This window comes from Erysipelatoclostridium sp. AM42-17 (genome assembly GCF_003480255.1).
GTDB lineage: Bacteria > Bacillota_I > Bacilli_A > Erysipelotrichales > Coprobacillaceae > Faecalibacillus.
Map to the genome: position 1 here is coordinate 35,272 of NZ_QUIN01000018.1, position 16,361 is coordinate 51,632.

Below are 16,361 nucleotides of genomic sequence, written 5' to 3' on the forward strand. Positions count from 1 at the left end.
CTTACTTTCTTTTTATTAATGTTATATTTCTTTGACCGTCTTTATTTTTACGATGTGAAAAGAATAAGTCATTATTTTCAACAGTACAATAATCACTGACTTGAATATTTTGTTCTAATACTCCAAGATTAAGTAATTGTTGTTTATTTAAGCCTTTATTATCAAGTAAGTAATGAATATCGTCAGTTTGATTATAAAAAGGCGTTGTATCGAAGTTCATCTGTTTGACCTGATTGATAACATCATCTTGAACTTCTAAATGCTTTTTAGAAATACATGGTCCAATTAAACAATACATATGTTGAGGTTGACAGTTTTCGTGTTCGATTAAGTAGCGAACAGACTTATCTACAATTTGTCGAACTGTTCCTAACCAGCCAGAATGAATAGCACAAACGATTTTTTGGTCTTGGCAATATATAAGAACAGGGGTGCAATCTGCGTGAAATGATAAAAGAAAGAGATTTGGATCACGACTATAAGTTGCATCTACTTCATATAATTTGTCTGTTTGTGTCAACATATTGGTTCCACCATCTTTTAAAAATACTTGTTGAAGATGAGTGGAATGTGTTTGACGGGGAGCCACCATATGTTCTAAGTCACTATGAATAATTGCTGCTAGTTCTTGACGATTTTGTAAGACTTGTTTTTTATTAGGATTATTTAAAGAGATATCACCTAATTCTCTTGTTGTTGTGTATGCTTCTACATCAGGATGTAGATTCCATTTAATTACTTTCATATATCCTCCGTTTCTCTATTCTATTTTAACGTATTTATATTTTAAAAACCTATAGATTTTATCTATAGGTTTTGTCAAAAAAGTGTATTAGATTATTCTGATATCCCTTTATATAATTACATTGTGAAATTTTTTACAAGGAGTAGGGATTTATGAAACAAAGAAAAATTGTATTTACTGCAGCGTTTATTATGATCTTTTGCTGTAGTGCTTCAGCAGCTTTTAGTGTTTTTTCAAAACCATTACAAGTTGCGACTGGTGGAGATGCATCGCAAGTTGCATTAACACTTACGATCTACCAAACATTTATGGCTATCTTTGGTATTTTATCAGGTAAAATTGTTGATAAAAGTGGTCCAAAAAAATTAATGTTTATTGGTGGTATTGTTTTTGGATTAGGTTGGGCATTAACTGCATTTGCTTCTTCTATTCCAATGTTGTATTTAACAACAGGTTTTATTGCTGGTGCAGGAAATGGATTATTGTATAATCCTTCACTTAACATGGCATTAAAATGGTTCCCAGAAAAGAAAGGAACAATTTCTGGATTACTATTAGCTTCTGCTAGTGTAGGTCCATTAGCGTTGTCTAAAGTTGGTGCGATTTTATGCCAATCAATGGGAACAACAGGATTTATTTACATTGGTGTTGCTTATGCAGTGCTTGTCTGTATTTCTTCATTATTTGCAGCTGTTCCTGATGCCGGATGGACACCTGATGGTTATACACCAGCTGCCATGGCAGCTAACAATTCTGCAAAGGACTATACACCTAGTGAAATGCTTAAAACAAGCAAATTCTATGTCATGTTGATTTTATTTGCTTTATCTTGTACAGCAGGAATCATGATGATTGGTTCTTTATCAACTATTGCACAAACTCAACTTGGAGTAGATCCTATTGTAGCAAGTAACTTTGTAGCGATTAACTGTATTGCTAATTTATGTGGTCGTTTGATTATTGGTAAATTCTGTGATCAAGTTGGTGAAGCTAAAACTCTTGTTGGTATTTTAATCATTACAGCGTTATCTTTATTTGGATTAAAATTAGCTGGATCTAATATGGCATTCTTTATTGTTTGCTTAGTATTATTAGGTGGTACTTTTGGTGGGGTATTAGTTGTTTATCCACCATTAACTGCTAAAAACTTTGGTATGAAAAATCAAGGGATGAACTATGGAATTATGTTCTTTGCTTATGCTATTGGATCTTTATTAGGACCACAAATTGCTGCTAAATTTGTTGATGTATCAGCAGGATTCATGGCATATGGAAATGTTTATATGGTAGCTATTGGGGTTGCGATTGTGGCTATTATTTTAGATGTCGTATTAATTAAAAATATGGAGGCTTAAAAATGGAATATACACGTATAAAAGGATTAGATAAACCAGTTTCTAAATTAATTATGGGAACTGCTTGGTTTAATAAAGAATATAAAGAAGAAATTTTTCAAATGTTAGATTTATATATTGAAAAAGGGGGAACAGTGATTGATACTGGGCGTTTCTACGGGGCTCATTATCAAGGTAAACATGCTTGTGAATCTGAAAGAATCTTAAAAGAATATTTTGATTCACGTGGTAATAGAGACCAATTAGTTATTATGGATAAAGCATGTCATCCTATTATTACTCCAGATGGAGCACATCATCCAGAATACTGGCGTGTAAAACCAGATATCATTACTGATGATTTACATTACAGTTTATTACATACAGGATGTGATCATTTTGATATTTATTTACTACATCGTGATGATCCTAGTGTACCTGTTGGAGATATCATGGACCGTTTAGAACAACATCGTAAAGAAGGGTTGATTACAACTTATGGTGTATCTAACTGGGAACAAGATCGTGTAGAAGCAGCCATTGCTTATTGTAAAGAAAAAGGATATCAAGGATTATCAGTAAATAACCCATCTTATTCTTTAGGACATGTTGCTAAAACAAGATGGCCAGGATGTGTTTATGCTGATGATCAATATGCACGTTGGCATAAAGATAAAGATATTACTTTATTCTCTTGGGCAGCACAAGGTCATGGATTCTTTGCTGATATTTATGATGAAAATGCACCTCAAGATATTAAAGATGCTTTCTTTACAGAAGAAAACTTTGAAAGATTAAATAGAGCTAAAATTTTAGGTAAAGAAAAAGGTGTTCCTTCAATTAATATTGCATTAGCTTATGTATTAAATCAAGGATTTGATATTTGTGCGATTATTGGTTCACGTGATCGTAAAGAATTTGATTCTTGTTTAGAAGCTTCACAAATTAAATTAACTGAAAAAGAAGTGGCTTATCTTTGCTTAGAAGCTGATGATTACAAATAAGATCTCATAATGAGATCTTTTTTTCCTAAACGCCTAGTTTCATTCATTATTTATCATAAGATACATTAGGAGGTGTTTTGATGAACTGTAATCAAAATTGTTTTAAAAGTGGTTGTAATCAAACATGTCAAAGCTGTCAATCTTGTTCAAACTTTAATAACTGGAATAATGGACAAGGTTGTAACAATGATTGGAACACAAACTGGAATTCTAATTGGAACGGTAATTGTCCAAGACCACTTGTAGCACCAACAAGAGTTTGTACGACTTGCCAAAATCAATATGTTGAACAACCGGTCATTTGTCCTATTGAATGTCGTCGTGTCAACAATGTTGTTTTAGTACCAAGATATTATCCCCGTTATTTCCAAACTTCCTTTGTTCAAAGTAATAATAATTCTGTATTCTAAAAAAATAGATGCTTTGCATCTATTTTTGTTTTAATTCATTTAAAATATTTGGATCTGGATCAATATATATTGTTTTATAGTGATCTAAGATGACTTTACCAGGTTTACTGGCAGCTGGTTTTTTTAATGTTTTAATAAGTGTGTAATTGACAGGAACACTGCTTGAATTCTTTCCTTTTGAAAATAAGGCAGCAATATTAGCAGCAAGACGAATTGTATATTCATCTAAATCTTGTTTTCTTACGATAACATGACTTCCGGGCATATCTTTAACATGAAACCACGTATCATAGCGATGAGCATATTTAAAAGTTAAATAATCATTTTGGAGATTATTTTTTCCAATACAGATTTCGATATTATCTTTAGTAAGATAACTTTCAAAATGAGGGATGCCCTTTTTACGAATCGTATTTTTCTTCTTTTTCTTTTTTAAATACCCCTCGTTTTCTAATTCTTCTTTTATTTCTAAGGCATCATAATAAGAAGCGTGATCCATGGCTGTAAGTAATGAATCAAAGTAATCAATTTCTTTTTTAGTTAAATCAATTTGTTCATGAAGGACTTGAATAGAATTTTTTGCTTTTTGATAACGATTATAATACTTTTGTGCATTGGCTTTAGGATCTAGTTTAGGATCTAAATCAATCAGTATTTTGGTATTATCGTAATAGTTATCTACTTCTATTTGTGACATTCCCTTTTTTATAAGATGTAATGAACTATAAAGCAAGTCTCCTTTTATACGATATTCATCACTATTACAAGAGTCTTCTAAAGTACTTTCTAGTTTTTTTAGTTTTGTGACATTTTTTTGATATTCATTCGAGATAATTTTATATAAATTACTTGTTTGTTGTTTGATCCTTTCTTTTTGATCAATGAGATTAAAATGTTGATCTAAACCTTTAAATAAAGGATATGCTGTTGTTTTACCATTTAAATGAGTTAATTCAATTAAATGAAAATATTCTTTATCGTTGACGTTGCTTAGATATATTGTTTGTGAATTTTTGATTTCATTCATAATATCTTTAAAATCAGCACCTTGATCGTGACGATAGAGTATTTCTCTAGAAAGAATAGGTGACATCCCTTGGTACACACGTGTTAAATTATTGTCTTCTATAAAATCACTTGAAAAAGGATTTAATTTATGTTGAATAACAGGAGGTAATTGATATGTGGCTCCTGGTTGTAAAAAACGTTCACTATTCATGCTTGGTGTAATACGTTTGATACAATCAACAATCTTTCCGTTTTGTCGACATAAAATAATGTTGGAATGTTTTCCCATAACTTCAATGTAGAGATAGTATTCATCAAGATCTCCTAACTCGTTATGACAATGCAAGGTTATTTTCATGATTCGGTCTAATTCGATTTGTTCAATCGCTTTAACATAACCACCTTCTAAATATTTTCTAAAGAGCATAGTTAAGGTATTAGGTGATTCAGGAGTTGGGTATTCTAATTCAGTTAATTGAACACGAGCATACATCGGATGACATGAAATCAGTAATTTATAGTTTTGTCTATTAGCACGAATTGTAAAAAGTAATTCGTATTTAGATATTTGATATATTTTATTAATTCTTCCGGTTATAATGGTTGTATTTAAATCATCGATAATGCGATGCATCATAATTCCGTCATAAGCCATATTTTCTCACCCCATGTAACTATAACATATTATGAATTTAATTGACATTATCTCTTTGATATTGTAGGATAAGTTTTATAAAAAGAGGGAGTGAACATAGTGAAAAGAGGCATGCTAATTATCTTAAGTGGTCCTAGCGGGGTAGGAAAAGGGACTGTAAGAGAAGAGTTATTTAAAGATGAAAGTTTAAATCTAGCTTATTCAATTTCGATGACAACAAGAAAACCACGTCCTGCAGAAAAAGAAGGGGTTGATTATTTCTTTGTTGATGAAAAGACATTTACTCAAAAGATTGCTGATGGGGGCTTAATTGAATGGGCTAAGTTTGTAGGAAATTATTATGGAACTCCTAAAGACTATGTTGAAGAATTATTAGATGAAGGAAAAAATGTAGTATTAGAAATAGAAGTACAGGGTGCTTTACAAGTGATGAAAAAATGTCCTGATGCGCTTACTATTTTCTTAGTACCACCTTCAATGGAAGAATTAGAAAGAAGAATTCGTGGACGTCGTACTGAAAGTGAAGATATTGTCATGGAGCGTTTAAATAAAGCACGTAAAGAGATTGCGACTAAAGATCAATATAAATATGTAGTAGAAAATGATGATATTATGGCGGCTAAAGAAAAGATTGCTAAAATAATTAAAGAGCACAAAGCATAAGCATTAACTTGTGCTTTTTTTATGTTAAAATAGAGAAAAAGAAGGTGATGAAATGTATATTTTGAAAGTATTAGTTGAATATGCTAATCAAAGTTTAGATACAACTTTTGATTATTTATCCAACCAATATGTAGAAACAGGATGTCGTGTGGAAATATCTTTTCGTCATCGTTCAATTGTTGGTTATGTAGAAATGTGTAGTGAAACTTCTCTTACACAAGATGAGTTAGAAAAAAGTCAGGGCTTTAAATATCAGTATATTAAAAGTGTTATTGACCAAAAACCATTATTAAATAAAGAATTATTACAGTTAGCTGATTACCTTGCTAAATTAACACTTTCACCTAAAATTGCTGTATTACAAGCAATGTTACCAATTCAATTAAAACCTAATAGTACGCAAGGTAGTGGGATTCGATATGAAAAATATGCTGTTTTTAAACAAGATAAATTAGTTAAAACTGTAAAACAGCAAGAAGCTTTAGCGTATATGAAAGAACATAAAAAAGTGAAAGTTAAAGATAGTCCATATAGTAAGGCTATTTTAGATAAGTTGGTTGAACAAACTGTAATTGAATATATTCAAGAAGAAGTTAAACGTGATCCTTTTCAAGATGATATTGAAATGAGTCAGGCATTAAAATTAAGTGATGATCAACAAAAGGTATTATTTCATATAAGTCAAAAACTAGGAACTTATTTTACTTGTTTAATTCATGGGGTAACGGGTTCTGGTAAAACTGAAGTTTATCTTCAACTTGCAAGTCAAGTGATAGAAAGACAACAATCAGTTTTAATGATGGTTCCTGAAATTGCTTTAACACCGATGATGGTTACTGCTTTTAAACAAAGATTTGGTAAAAAAGTAGCTATTATTCATTCTAAATTAAGTTCGGGTGAACGTTATGATGAATACCGAAGAATTGAAGAAGGTCAAGTGATGGTTGTAGTAGGTGCAAGAAGCGCCGTGTTTGCACCACTAAAAAATATCGGTTTGATTATTATGGATGAAGAACATGATGCCAGTTATAAACAAGAAAGTACTCCACGTTATTTGACTAGCCAAGTAGCAAGAAAAAGAGCATTATATCATCACTGCCCCCTTGTTTTAGGAAGTGCAACACCGTCTTTAGAAACCTATAGTCGCGCTTTAAAAGGGGTCTATGATTTATGTGAACTACCACACCGTATTAATCAAAATCCTTTACCAGAAGTAGAATTGATAGATATGGCTCAAGAAATAAGAAAACATAATTATTCTTTGTTTTCATCAAAAATGAAAACAGCGATTCAATCATGTTTGGAAAAAGGGGAACAAGTTGTTCTTTTATTAAATAAAAGAGGCTATGCCAGTTATATGCGTTGTTTAGATTGTGGCGAAGTTGTTAAATGTCCTCATTGTGATGTAACTTTAACATATCATAAAGCTACTCAAAGGTTGACATGTCATTATTGTGATTATTCTATGCCTGTTAGTCATACTTGCCCTCATTGTCACAGTAAGCAAGTGAAGATGGTGGGTTATGGTACTGAAAAGATTGAAGAACAGATAAGTCAATTATTTCCACTTGCAAGAGTGTTAAGATATGATGTAGATACAACGCGTAAGAAAAATGGACATCATCGTTTATTGAAAGAATTTGAAGAAAATAAAGCGAATGTGTTAGTAGGAACACAAATGATTGCTAAGGGATTAGATTTTCCTAATGTGACTTTTGTAGGTGTATTAAATGCTGATATTTCTCTTAATATTCCTGATTTTAGAGCGAATGAAAGAACGTATCAATTATTAGAACAAGTATCGGGTAGAAGTGGTAGAGGAAGTAAGCAAGGAACAGTGATGATCCAAACTTATAATCCTGAACATTTTGTTTTACAGTGCGTTAAAGAACATGATTATCAAAAATTTTATCAAAAGGAAATGAAAATAAGAAAATTAAGTCATTATCCTCCATTTGCTCATTTAGTTACTTTAACGATAGAAGGTAAAGATGAAAATGAGGTCAAACAAAGTAGTCAAAGAATTAAAACTTATTTAGAAAAAGAATTAACAGAAACGGTGTTAGGACCTGCTCCTTGTATGATTTATCGTATGAGTGATGAATATCGTATGCGATTAATGATTAAGACGACAAAGAGTCAGATGCTTTATCCGGTATTATCAAGGGTTAATGATTTTTATAATAAAAATAAAAGAAAGGTTAGAGTTATATGTGATTTTAATCCATATACAATGTTATAGTTATGGCAAGAATTCATGCATTTGAAATTTTAAATCAATATTATATTGATCAAAGTTATTTGAACATCACTTTAAATCATGTGTTAAGTGATAGTAAACTATCAAGAAAAGATAAAGATTTATGTACTCATATTGTTTATGGGACAATTCAAAATCAATTATATATAGAGTATTTATTAAAACCTTTTATTAAGGGAAAAAGAGTAAAAAGGAAAATCAAGACAATACTTTATATGTCTATATATCAACTAGAATTTTTAACAAAGATACCTCATTACGCTATTATTGATGAAGCGGTCATAATAGCAAAAAAAGAAAATTATCATGCCGGAGATTTTGTTAATGCAGTATTAAGAAATTATCTTCGTCAACCTAAACCAACACTAGAGGGATTAGAACCTTTACAGCGACTTTCAATTGAGACAAGCCATCCTCTTTGGTTAGTTAAGATGCTAGTAAGTCAATATGACTACAAAACAGCAAAAAAAATATGTATTGAAGATAATGGAACACCTCAACGTATGGCAAGAGCCAATACATTGAAAACTTCGGTTGATCAGATTTTAGAAAATGAAGATTACCAAAAAGGTAACTTATCAAATGTAGGTGTACTTTATCGTCATGGTAATATCGCTAATACTAAAGAGTATCAAGATGGTTTGATTACTGTACAAGACGAATCAAGTCAGTTGGTAGGAACTTTATTGAATCCTGAAAAAGGAAGTCGAGTATTAGATATGTGCTGTGCTCCAGGAAGCAAAACGACACATTTAAGCGCAATTATGGAAAATACGGGTGATATTGAAGCTTATGATTTGTTTGAACATAAAATTGAACTTGTAAAAAAGAATTGTCAAAGATTAGGGGTAAACAATGTGCATTTACATGTACAAGATGCTTTAGAAATTGATGAGCCAGAAGCTTCATTTGATGCTGTTTTGTTGGATGCCCCTTGTTCAGGACTAGGTGTTTTAAAAAGAAAGCCAGAGATTAAATATCATCCTAGTGATGCTATGGATGAGATTATTGTATTGCAAAGAAAATTATTAGAAAAGGCATATTATTTGTTGAAAAATAATGGTAAAATGGTTTACAGTACCTGTACAATCAATAAAAAAGAAAATGAAAAGATGATTGCACAGTTCGTAAAAAAACATCCCAATATGAAAGTAATTGAGGAAAAATTAATTCTCAATTATCAATATCATAGTGATGGATTTTATATGTGTAAGATGATAAAGGAATAGAAAAAATGAAACATTTATATAATCATTCATTAGAAGAGTTAACAGAATATTTTCAAACAATTAATCAAAAACCATTTCGTGCTAAACAAGTTTTCAAATGGTTATACACGAAAATGGCATTTGATTTTGATGATATGAGTGATCTTTCTAAAGATTTAAGAGAACAATTAAAACAAGAATGTGTTATTGATACATGTTTAATTAGTGAAAAACAAGTATCGAAAGATGGAACGATTAAATATTTATTTAAATTAGCTGATGGGAGTTTAATTGAATCGGTACTTATGATTCATGATTATGGTCGTTCATTGTGTGTGACTAGTCAAGTTGGATGTAACATGCAATGTCGCTTTTGTGCAAGTGGTTTGTTAAAGAAACAAAGAAATCTAACTGCTGGAGAGATGGTTAACCAGATTATGGCGGTCATGAAAGATACAAATCAAAGAGTATCGCATGTTGTTGTTATGGGAACAGGGGAACCGTTTGATAATTATGATGAAGTGATGAAGTTTGTAAGAATTATTAATCATCCTCAAGGATTAGCTATTGGAGCACGTCATATTACCATTTCAACATGTGGTTTAGTTCCTAAAATTGAACAATACAGTCATGAGGGAATTCAAACTAATTTAGCGATATCTTTACATGCACCTAATGATGAAATTCGTGATCAACTTATGCCAATTAATAAAGTTTATCCAATGGATCAATTAAGACAAGCAGTTAAAGATTATATTAAAGAAACGAATCGACGGGTCACTTTTGAGTATATTATGTTAAAAGATGTCAATGATACATTAGTTTATGCACGTCAATTGGCTCATTATATGAAGGGGCTTAATGCTTATGTTAATTTAATTCCATATAATAGTGTAGATGAAAATGGTTATCAGCCAAGTCTTCATGATACAGTTGAAGAATTTAAAAGTGAATTATTGAGATTAGGAATTAATGTAACTGTAAGGAAAGAACACGGACAAGATATTGATGGAGCGTGCGGTCAACTTAGAGCTAAACGAAGTGGGGTGAAATAATGGAATTTTATGCTAATACCGATATTGGAAAAATGAGAGTAAAAAATCAAGATCAAGCAGTAGTTATTCACAATTATAAAGATCAGATTTTAGCCTTAGTGTGTGATGGTATGGGAGGTCATAAAGCAGGAGAGATTGCAAGTTATGTAGTGAAAGAACATGTTCTTTCATGCTTTCGTTGTAATCCGCCATTTATTTCAAGAGAAGAAGTGTTAGAATGGATGCAAGACACGGTTTATGAAGCACATCAAATTGTTAAACGTATGGCTGATATGGATGAAGATACCAAAGGAATGGGAACAACTATTGCGATGGCGGTCATTGATGAAAATCAAGCTTATCTTTGTCATGTAGGAGATAGTCGTATTTATATTAATAATCAAGAAGAAATTAAACAGGTAACAAAGGACCATACTTTTGTTAATGAACTCGTTGATCGAGGAGCTATTAGTTTAGAAGAAGCAAAACATCATAGTCAAAAAAATGTTTTAACTCAGGCTATTGGTGTTGATATGGAAATTAAACCAACAATTTCTACTATTGATATTAGTCACTATGATTTAATGATTTGTAGTGATGGATTGTATAATGCTATTGATGATAGTGTTATTCATGAAATCTTAAATCAAAAAATTTCGGTACAAGCCAAAGTGAATGAATTAATTGACCGTGCTAATCAAAATGGTGGACATGATAATATTGCTGTTGTTATTGTGGAACATAGAGGAGGAAAGGTAAATGAATAAAATCATTGCAGACCGATATGAGATTATTGATTTAATAGGTCAAGGGGGCATGGCTGATGTTTATTTAGCTAAAGATACGATTTTAAATCGTGCTATTGCTATTAAAATATTAAGAACATCACTAGCTAAAGATCCTGTATATATTACTCGTTTTCAAAGAGAAGCAAGTGCAGCTGCTGCATTATCAGATAAGAATATTGTTGAAATCTACGATGTAGGTGAAGAAGGTAATCAATATTATATTGTGATGGAATATGTTCCGGGAACAACTTTAAAAGAATTGATTTTAAAACGTGGTGCTTTACATATGGTAGAAGCAGTAGATATTATGAAGCAAGTTGTAAGTGGTGTAGCTAAGGCTCATCAACTGGGTATTATTCATCGTGATTTAAAACCTCAAAATATTTTAGTAACGGATACGGGTACGGCAAAAATTGCTGATTTTGGTATTGCATCAATTCAATCGTTGACACATGTAACTCAAACTGATGTGATTATGGGTTCTTTACATTACTTAGCACCAGAATTGGCTCGTGGTGAAAAAGCAACAGCGCAAAGTGATATTTATGCTTTAGGAATAGTCTTTTATGAATTGTTAAGGGGTGAGGTCCCATTTAATGGTGAATCACCAGTAAATATTGCACTTAAACATATGCAAGAAGATTTACCTTCATTAAGAGAATTTAATCCAAGTATTTTACAATCTGTTGAAAATATTATTATTAAAGCGACAGCTAAGAATTTAAACGATCGATATCATAGTGCAAAAGAAATGCTGGCTGATTTACAAACTTGTTTATCAAGAAAAAATGAAGAAAAGCTAGAATTTTATCATGATATCAATGATGAACCAACAATTGTAGTTGGTCAAAATGAAATATTTGATCAAGAAGAACCAGAACATCTTCAAAGAGAAAAGTCAGAAGATAAAAAAAATAAAAAGAAAAAATCTTTACTTCAAAGAATTAAAGAGAAAGATTTAAAAGTGATCATTCCTTTAGCAGCAGGAATAATTGCAGTATTATGTTTGCTTATGTATTTTATTTTATTTGCCGGAGGCAATGATAATACAGTTATGCCTGATTTGACAGGATATACGAAAGAAAAAGCACAAAAGATATTAAGTGAATATGATGTTAAAATTAGTGATACTGTTTATAAAGAATTATCAGATAAATATACAAAAGGAAAGATTATTGCGACAAATCCAAAGTCAGGAACAACAATTAATAAGGGGGATACTGTTACTTTAACAGTATCTAAAGGAAAGTATATTGTTGTTGGTAATTATATAGGAATGACTTATGATGAAGCAAAGATAAAACTAAAAAAACATTTTAATGTAGAAAAAGAAGAAGCTGTTTCTAGTCAAAAAGCAGGAACAGTTATTGGCCAAAGTTTAAAAAGCGGTTATAAACAAGATCCAACCGAAAAAGATCGCACTATTGTTTTAACAGTATCAAAGGGACAATATACTGTTTTGGATGACTATACAGGTATGACTTATGATGGTGCAAAGGCAAAATTAGAAGCACTAGGTTTTGTTGTTTCAAGAAGAGATGAAGTTTCTGATGAAACAGCAGGAACAGTTATTGATCAAAATCTTGCTGTTGGTTATCGTGTAGATCCATCAGATAAAAATCGTCATATTACGTTAACTGTATCAAGTGGTTATAGTCAAACGGTTCCTTCGGTTAATGGGCTTTCTTATAGTGATGCAAAAAGTAATCTTGAAAATTTAGGTTTTGTGGTTACATTATCACCAACACAGTTCCCGGATGATGGCAGTGTTGATGAAACAATGAAAGGAAAGGTATATAAACAAAGCGTATCAGCAGGTACGAAAGTAGATAAGAAAGGAACAACAATTACTATCTACTATTATCAAGAATAAATATGAAAAAAGGACGAATAGTTAAAGCATTAGCGGGGTTTTATTATATAGATGATGGAAAAGAAGTGATTCAATGCCGTGCCCGTGGAAAATTTCGTAAGGATGATATAAAGCCAGTGGTTGGAGATTATGTTGATTTTGAAGATCAACATGACGGAGATGGTTACATTATGAAAATAGGTGAACGTTATAATTTTTTAGTACGTCCACCTGTTGCTAATGTAGATCAGGCATTATTGGTTTTTTCTAGACAAGAGCCAGAATTTTCAACAATGTTATTAGATAAATTTTTGTTGCTGATTGAATATCATCATATTAAACCTATTATTGTTGTATCTAAAATGGATTTAGAATGTGACGATCATATAGAAGAAACTATTGATGCTTATCAAAAAGCAGGATACCAAGTTATTAAAACGAGTTCAAAAAATAATGTTGGACTTGAAGAAATAAAAGCAGTGTTTAAGGATAAAGTAACTGTTATTACAGGTCAAAGCGGAGTGGGGAAGTCCAGTTTGCTTAATGCTTTAGATATACATTTGAATCTAGAAACAAATCAAATCTCAAAGGCTCTAGGTAGAGGAAAACATACAACTAGACATGTTGAATTGTTGAAAATGTATGATGGTTATGTTGCTGATACTCCTGGATTTTCATCATTGGAATTATATATGGAACCAACAGATGCAGCTAGAGCTTATCACGATTTTGATGAATATAGTCAAAATTGTAAATTTAGAGGGTGTCTTCATGATAGTGAACCACAATGTGGGGTTAAGCAAGCTGTTGAAGAAGGTCTTATATCTAAAGAAAGATACGAACACTATTTAATTTATTTACAAGAATTAAAGAAAAAGAAGGAGAAACGATATGGTTAAAATTGCACCATCTGTTTTATCAGCAGATTTTACGAAATTAAAGGAAGAACTTGATTCAATTAAAGAGGCAGGAGCATCATGGGTTCATTATGATGTGATGGACGGACATTTTGTTCCAAATATTTCTTTTGGATATAGTATTTTAAATGATATTTCTAAAGTAACGGACTTGTTTTTAGATGTTCATTTAATGATTAGTCAGCCTCGTCTTTATGTTGACCAATTTATTAAAAGTGGTGCATCACTTATTGTTTTTCATTTAGAAGCAATGAATAATGAAAATGATGTTAAAGAATTAATTGATTATGTTCATAAACAAAATGTACAGGTTGGAGTAAGTATTAAACCATTTACACCTGTTGAAGCGCTTCTTCCTTATTTACAAGATTTAGATTTAGTTTTAGTCATGTCTGTAGAACCGGGATTTGGTGGTCAAAAATTTAATCCAAGTGCATTAGATAAAATTGAAAAATTAAAAAATATGAAAGAAAATCAAAACTATCATTATTTAATTGAAGTAGATGGTGGAATTAATGAAGAAACCGGATTAATGTGTAAAGAAAAAGGCGTAGATGTACTTGTTGCCGGAAGCTATATCTTTAATAGTGATAATTATAAAGAAAAAATAGATTCATTAAAATGAAAATAGGTATTTGTGGTTCAGTATATGATGGTGTTCCTTTTGATCTAACAATAAGTTATATTGGCGTTGATCAAGGAACATTACATTTAGTTCATCAGGGAATAATGCCAATCATGGCTATTGGTGATTTTGATTCTCTTGAAGATAAAAAAATATTAGAAACGTTAAAGATTAAGACACTTCCTCAAAGAAAAGATGTAACAGATACACATGCGGCGGTTGAATATGCATTAGAAAAGAATTATGATGAGATACAATTATATGGTGTAACTGGAAAAAGAATCGATCACTTTATGGCAATTATTGCTTTATTAAAACAATATCAGGATAAAGAAATTGTTGTTTATGATCGCTATAACAGTATTAAAATTCTTATGCCCGGAAGGTATTGTATTAATAATAGACAATATAAATATTTTTCGCTTTTTGCATTTGAAGATACATACATAGATATTGAAAATGCTCAATATCCATTGAAACATTATCTTTTAAAAAATAATGATCCACTCTGTGTATCTAATCAAATATTAGAGGGCGGAGCCTATATTCAAAATAATTGTCCAATATTACTCATTGAATCGAGGGATAAATAATGAGCTATTTGTATGTTGCATTAGGTGGTGCTTTAGGAAGTGTTTTACGTTACGCCTTTGGTAAAATTAAATTTGATGGTGTATTTCCAATACAAACAATGTGTATCAATATAGTAGGTTCTTTATTGATAGGTGTGATAACTGGTTTTATTTTGAAAGATCATCAAGATTCAACTTTTTTGATTTCTTTTTTTAAAGTGGGATTTTGTGGAGGATTTACAACTTTTTCCTCATTTTCTTTAGATTGCATTACGTTAATGCAAAAAGGATATTGGTTTCAATCTTGCCTATATATTATTTTGTCTTTAAGCATATCTTTTATTGTATTATATGGTGCAATGGAGTTTGTGACATCATTTTAGATAAATCATCATGATTTATCTTTTTTTATACCTTCTTTATTGACAAATTAATTAATAGGAGCTATACTTAAGTAGTAATGATTCCTATTAAGGAAATGAAAAGGAGAAATGAAATATGGCAAAATTTGTATGTACAGTATGTGGATTTGTTTATGAGGGAGATGTGTTACCAGAAGGATATACTTGTCCAGTATGTAAAGCACCAGCAGATAAATTTATTAAACAAGAAGAAGGAGAAATGGCTTGGGCTGCTGAACATGTAGTTGGGGTAGCTAAAGATGTAGATGAAGATATTAAGGCAGATTTAAGAGCTAATTTTGAAGGAGAATGTTCTGAAGTAGGAATGTATCTTGCAATGGCTAGAGTTGCTCATCGTGAAGGATATCCTGAAATTGGATTGTATTGGGAAAAAGCTGCTTATGAAGAAGCAGAACATGCAGCTAAATTTGCAGAATTATTAGGTGAAGTTGTAACTGATTCAACTAAGAAGAACTTACAAATGAGAGTTGAAGCTGAAAACGGAGCAACAGCCGGAAAAACAGAATTAGCAAAAAAAGCAAAAGCATTAAACTTAGATGCAATTCATGATACAGTTCATGAAATGGCTAGAGATGAAGCAAGACATGGAAAAGCATTTGCTGGATTACTAGCTAGATATTTTGGTGAAAAATAAGAAAGTAAATAAAATGATCAGGAAATAATGAAGTGAACCGAAAAAGTTGGACAACTTAGGAGGTTCACTTCAATAATCCCTGATTTTTTTATTTGTTGAAAAATAAAAAACAATGATAAAAAGGGGATTTTTTAAAACAAAAGGAAAAAAGGTAAAAGAAAAGGATAAAAAAAGGGGAAAAAGAGTAGACAAACAAGAGAAAAGATGGTAGTATAAACGAGCACTCGAAA

General features: G+C 31.2%; 16 protein-coding genes. 14 read left to right on the forward strand and 2 right to left on the reverse strand.

The window, feature by feature from the left end; genetic code table 11:
- Position 1 precedes the first annotated feature (1 nt).
- Entirely contained in the window at positions 2-745 is a 744-nt protein-coding gene (pgeF, locus tag DW911_RS07685; protein ID WP_118607673.1) for a peptidoglycan editing factor PgeF, read from the reverse strand.
- A 152-nt stretch (positions 746-897) separates the two neighbouring features.
- Here pgeF and DW911_RS07690 point away from each other — a divergent pair, with 152 nt between their 5' ends.
- The 3 genes from DW911_RS07690 to DW911_RS07700 all read left to right on the forward strand — a co-directional run bounded on the left by DW911_RS07690 (position 898) and on the right by DW911_RS07700 (position 3,493).
- Positions 898-2,100 (forward strand): L-lactate MFS transporter, encoded by a 1,203-nt coding sequence (locus DW911_RS07690; protein ID WP_118433023.1) that lies wholly within the window; start codon positions 898-900, stop codon positions 2,098-2,100.
- A gap of 2 nt (positions 2,101-2,102) precedes the next feature.
- Complete coding sequence (locus tag DW911_RS07695) at positions 2,103-3,083, forward strand: aldo/keto reductase (RefSeq protein ID WP_118433022.1); 981 nt, start codon at positions 2,103-2,105, stop codon at positions 3,081-3,083.
- An 80-nt stretch (positions 3,084-3,163) separates the two neighbouring features.
- On the forward strand, positions 3,164-3,493 hold the full coding sequence (locus DW911_RS07700) for a hypothetical protein (RefSeq protein WP_118433021.1): 330 nt from the start codon (positions 3,164-3,166) through the stop codon (positions 3,491-3,493).
- A gap of 19 nt (positions 3,494-3,512) precedes the next feature.
- Here the strand turns inward: DW911_RS07700 and DW911_RS07705 are convergent, their stop codons facing one another.
- Positions 3,513-5,156: an Rqc2 family fibronectin-binding protein gene (locus DW911_RS07705; RefSeq protein ID WP_199589131.1), complete on the reverse strand. Its 1,644-nt coding sequence runs from the start codon at positions 5,154-5,156 to the stop codon at positions 3,513-3,515.
- Between the two features lie 99 nt (positions 5,157-5,255).
- Here DW911_RS07705 and gmk point away from each other — a divergent pair, with 99 nt between their 5' ends.
- The 11 genes from gmk (at position 5,256) to DW911_RS07760 (ending at position 16,131) form a co-directional block, all read left to right on the forward strand.
- Complete coding sequence (gene gmk / locus DW911_RS07710) at positions 5,256-5,819, forward strand: guanylate kinase (RefSeq protein ID WP_118433020.1); 564 nt, start codon at positions 5,256-5,258, stop codon at positions 5,817-5,819.
- 52 nt (positions 5,820-5,871) lie between these two features.
- Positions 5,872-8,061, forward strand: coding sequence for a replication restart helicase PriA (gene priA, locus DW911_RS07715; protein ID WP_118607674.1), 2,190 nt, complete (start codon positions 5,872-5,874; stop codon positions 8,059-8,061).
- A 2-nt stretch (positions 8,062-8,063) separates the two neighbouring features.
- Positions 8,064-9,308 carry a 16S rRNA (cytosine(967)-C(5))-methyltransferase RsmB gene (gene rsmB / locus DW911_RS07720; RefSeq protein WP_118607675.1) on the forward strand — a complete coding sequence of 415 codons (1,245 nt, stop codon included), beginning with the start codon at positions 8,064-8,066 and terminating at the stop codon, positions 9,306-9,308.
- 5 nt (positions 9,309-9,313) lie between these two features.
- The gene (rlmN, locus tag DW911_RS07725; RefSeq protein WP_118607676.1) at positions 9,314-10,342 is read left to right on the forward strand and encodes a 23S rRNA (adenine(2503)-C(2))-methyltransferase RlmN; all 1,029 of its coding nucleotides are present in this window, start codon (positions 9,314-9,316) and stop codon (positions 10,340-10,342) included.
- Complete coding sequence (locus DW911_RS07730) at positions 10,342-11,088, forward strand: Stp1/IreP family PP2C-type Ser/Thr phosphatase (RefSeq protein WP_118433016.1); 747 nt, start codon at positions 10,342-10,344, stop codon at positions 11,086-11,088. The genes rlmN and DW911_RS07730 overlap by 1 nt, the downstream gene beginning before the upstream one ends.
- Entirely contained in the window at positions 11,081-12,982 is a 1,902-nt protein-coding gene (pknB, locus tag DW911_RS07735) for a Stk1 family PASTA domain-containing Ser/Thr kinase (protein WP_118607677.1), read from the forward strand. Before DW911_RS07730 ends, pknB begins: the two co-directional genes overlap by 8 nt.
- A 2-nt stretch (positions 12,983-12,984) precedes the next feature.
- Positions 12,985-13,860 (forward strand): ribosome small subunit-dependent GTPase A, encoded by an 876-nt coding sequence (gene rsgA / locus DW911_RS07740; RefSeq protein WP_118433014.1) that lies wholly within the window; start codon positions 12,985-12,987, stop codon positions 13,858-13,860.
- On the forward strand, positions 13,853-14,503 hold the full coding sequence (gene rpe, locus DW911_RS07745) for a ribulose-phosphate 3-epimerase (RefSeq protein ID WP_118433013.1): 651 nt from the start codon (positions 13,853-13,855) through the stop codon (positions 14,501-14,503). Before rsgA ends, rpe begins: the two co-directional genes overlap by 8 nt.
- The gene (locus DW911_RS07750) at positions 14,500-15,096 is read left to right on the forward strand and encodes a thiamine diphosphokinase (RefSeq protein WP_118607678.1); all 597 of its coding nucleotides are present in this window, start codon (positions 14,500-14,502) and stop codon (positions 15,094-15,096) included. Before rpe ends, DW911_RS07750 begins: the two co-directional genes overlap by 4 nt.
- Positions 15,096-15,458, forward strand: a complete 363-nt coding sequence (gene crcB / locus DW911_RS07755; RefSeq protein ID WP_118433011.1) for a fluoride efflux transporter CrcB — start codon at positions 15,096-15,098, stop codon at positions 15,456-15,458. The genes DW911_RS07750 and crcB overlap by 1 nt, the downstream gene beginning before the upstream one ends.
- 115 nt (positions 15,459-15,573) lie before the next feature.
- A complete protein-coding gene (locus DW911_RS07760; protein ID WP_118433010.1) occupies positions 15,574-16,131 on the forward strand; it encodes a ferritin family protein in 558 nt (185 codons plus the stop codon).
- Positions 16,132-16,361 lie beyond the last annotated feature (230 nt).

Bases quoted from the DNA above. Each gene is read 5' to 3' on its own strand.
- pgeF (WP_118607673.1), bottom strand. From the start codon at position 745: ATGAAAGTAATTAAATGGAATCTACATCCTGATGTAGAAGCATACACA.
- DW911_RS07750 (WP_118607678.1), top strand. From the start codon at position 14,500: ATGAAAATAGGTATTTGTGGTTCAGTATATGATGGTGTTCCTTTTGAT.
- DW911_RS07690 (WP_118433023.1), top strand. From the start codon at position 898: ATGAAACAAAGAAAAATTGTATTTACTGCAGCGTTTATTATGATCTTT.
- rlmN (WP_118607676.1), top strand. From the start codon at position 9,314: ATGAAACATTTATATAATCATTCATTAGAAGAGTTAACAGAATATTTT.
- rpe (WP_118433013.1), top strand. From the start codon at position 13,853: ATGGTTAAAATTGCACCATCTGTTTTATCAGCAGATTTTACGAAATTA.
- rsmB (WP_118607675.1), top strand. From the start codon at position 8,064: ATGGCAAGAATTCATGCATTTGAAATTTTAAATCAATATTATATTGAT.
- DW911_RS07760 (WP_118433010.1), top strand. From the start codon at position 15,574: ATGGCAAAATTTGTATGTACAGTATGTGGATTTGTTTATGAGGGAGAT.
- DW911_RS07695 (WP_118433022.1), top strand. From the start codon at position 2,103: ATGGAATATACACGTATAAAAGGATTAGATAAACCAGTTTCTAAATTA.
- DW911_RS07700 (WP_118433021.1), top strand. From the start codon at position 3,164: ATGAACTGTAATCAAAATTGTTTTAAAAGTGGTTGTAATCAAACATGT.
- priA (WP_118607674.1), top strand. From the start codon at position 5,872: ATGTATATTTTGAAAGTATTAGTTGAATATGCTAATCAAAGTTTAGAT.
- pknB (WP_118607677.1), top strand. From the start codon at position 11,081: ATGAATAAAATCATTGCAGACCGATATGAGATTATTGATTTAATAGGT.
- DW911_RS07730 (WP_118433016.1), top strand. From the start codon at position 10,342: ATGGAATTTTATGCTAATACCGATATTGGAAAAATGAGAGTAAAAAAT.
- rsgA (WP_118433014.1), top strand. From the start codon at position 12,985: ATGAAAAAAGGACGAATAGTTAAAGCATTAGCGGGGTTTTATTATATA.
- crcB (WP_118433011.1), top strand. From the start codon at position 15,096: ATGAGCTATTTGTATGTTGCATTAGGTGGTGCTTTAGGAAGTGTTTTA.
- DW911_RS07705 (WP_199589131.1), bottom strand. From the start codon at position 5,156: ATGGCTTATGACGGAATTATGATGCATCGCATTATCGATGATTTAAAT.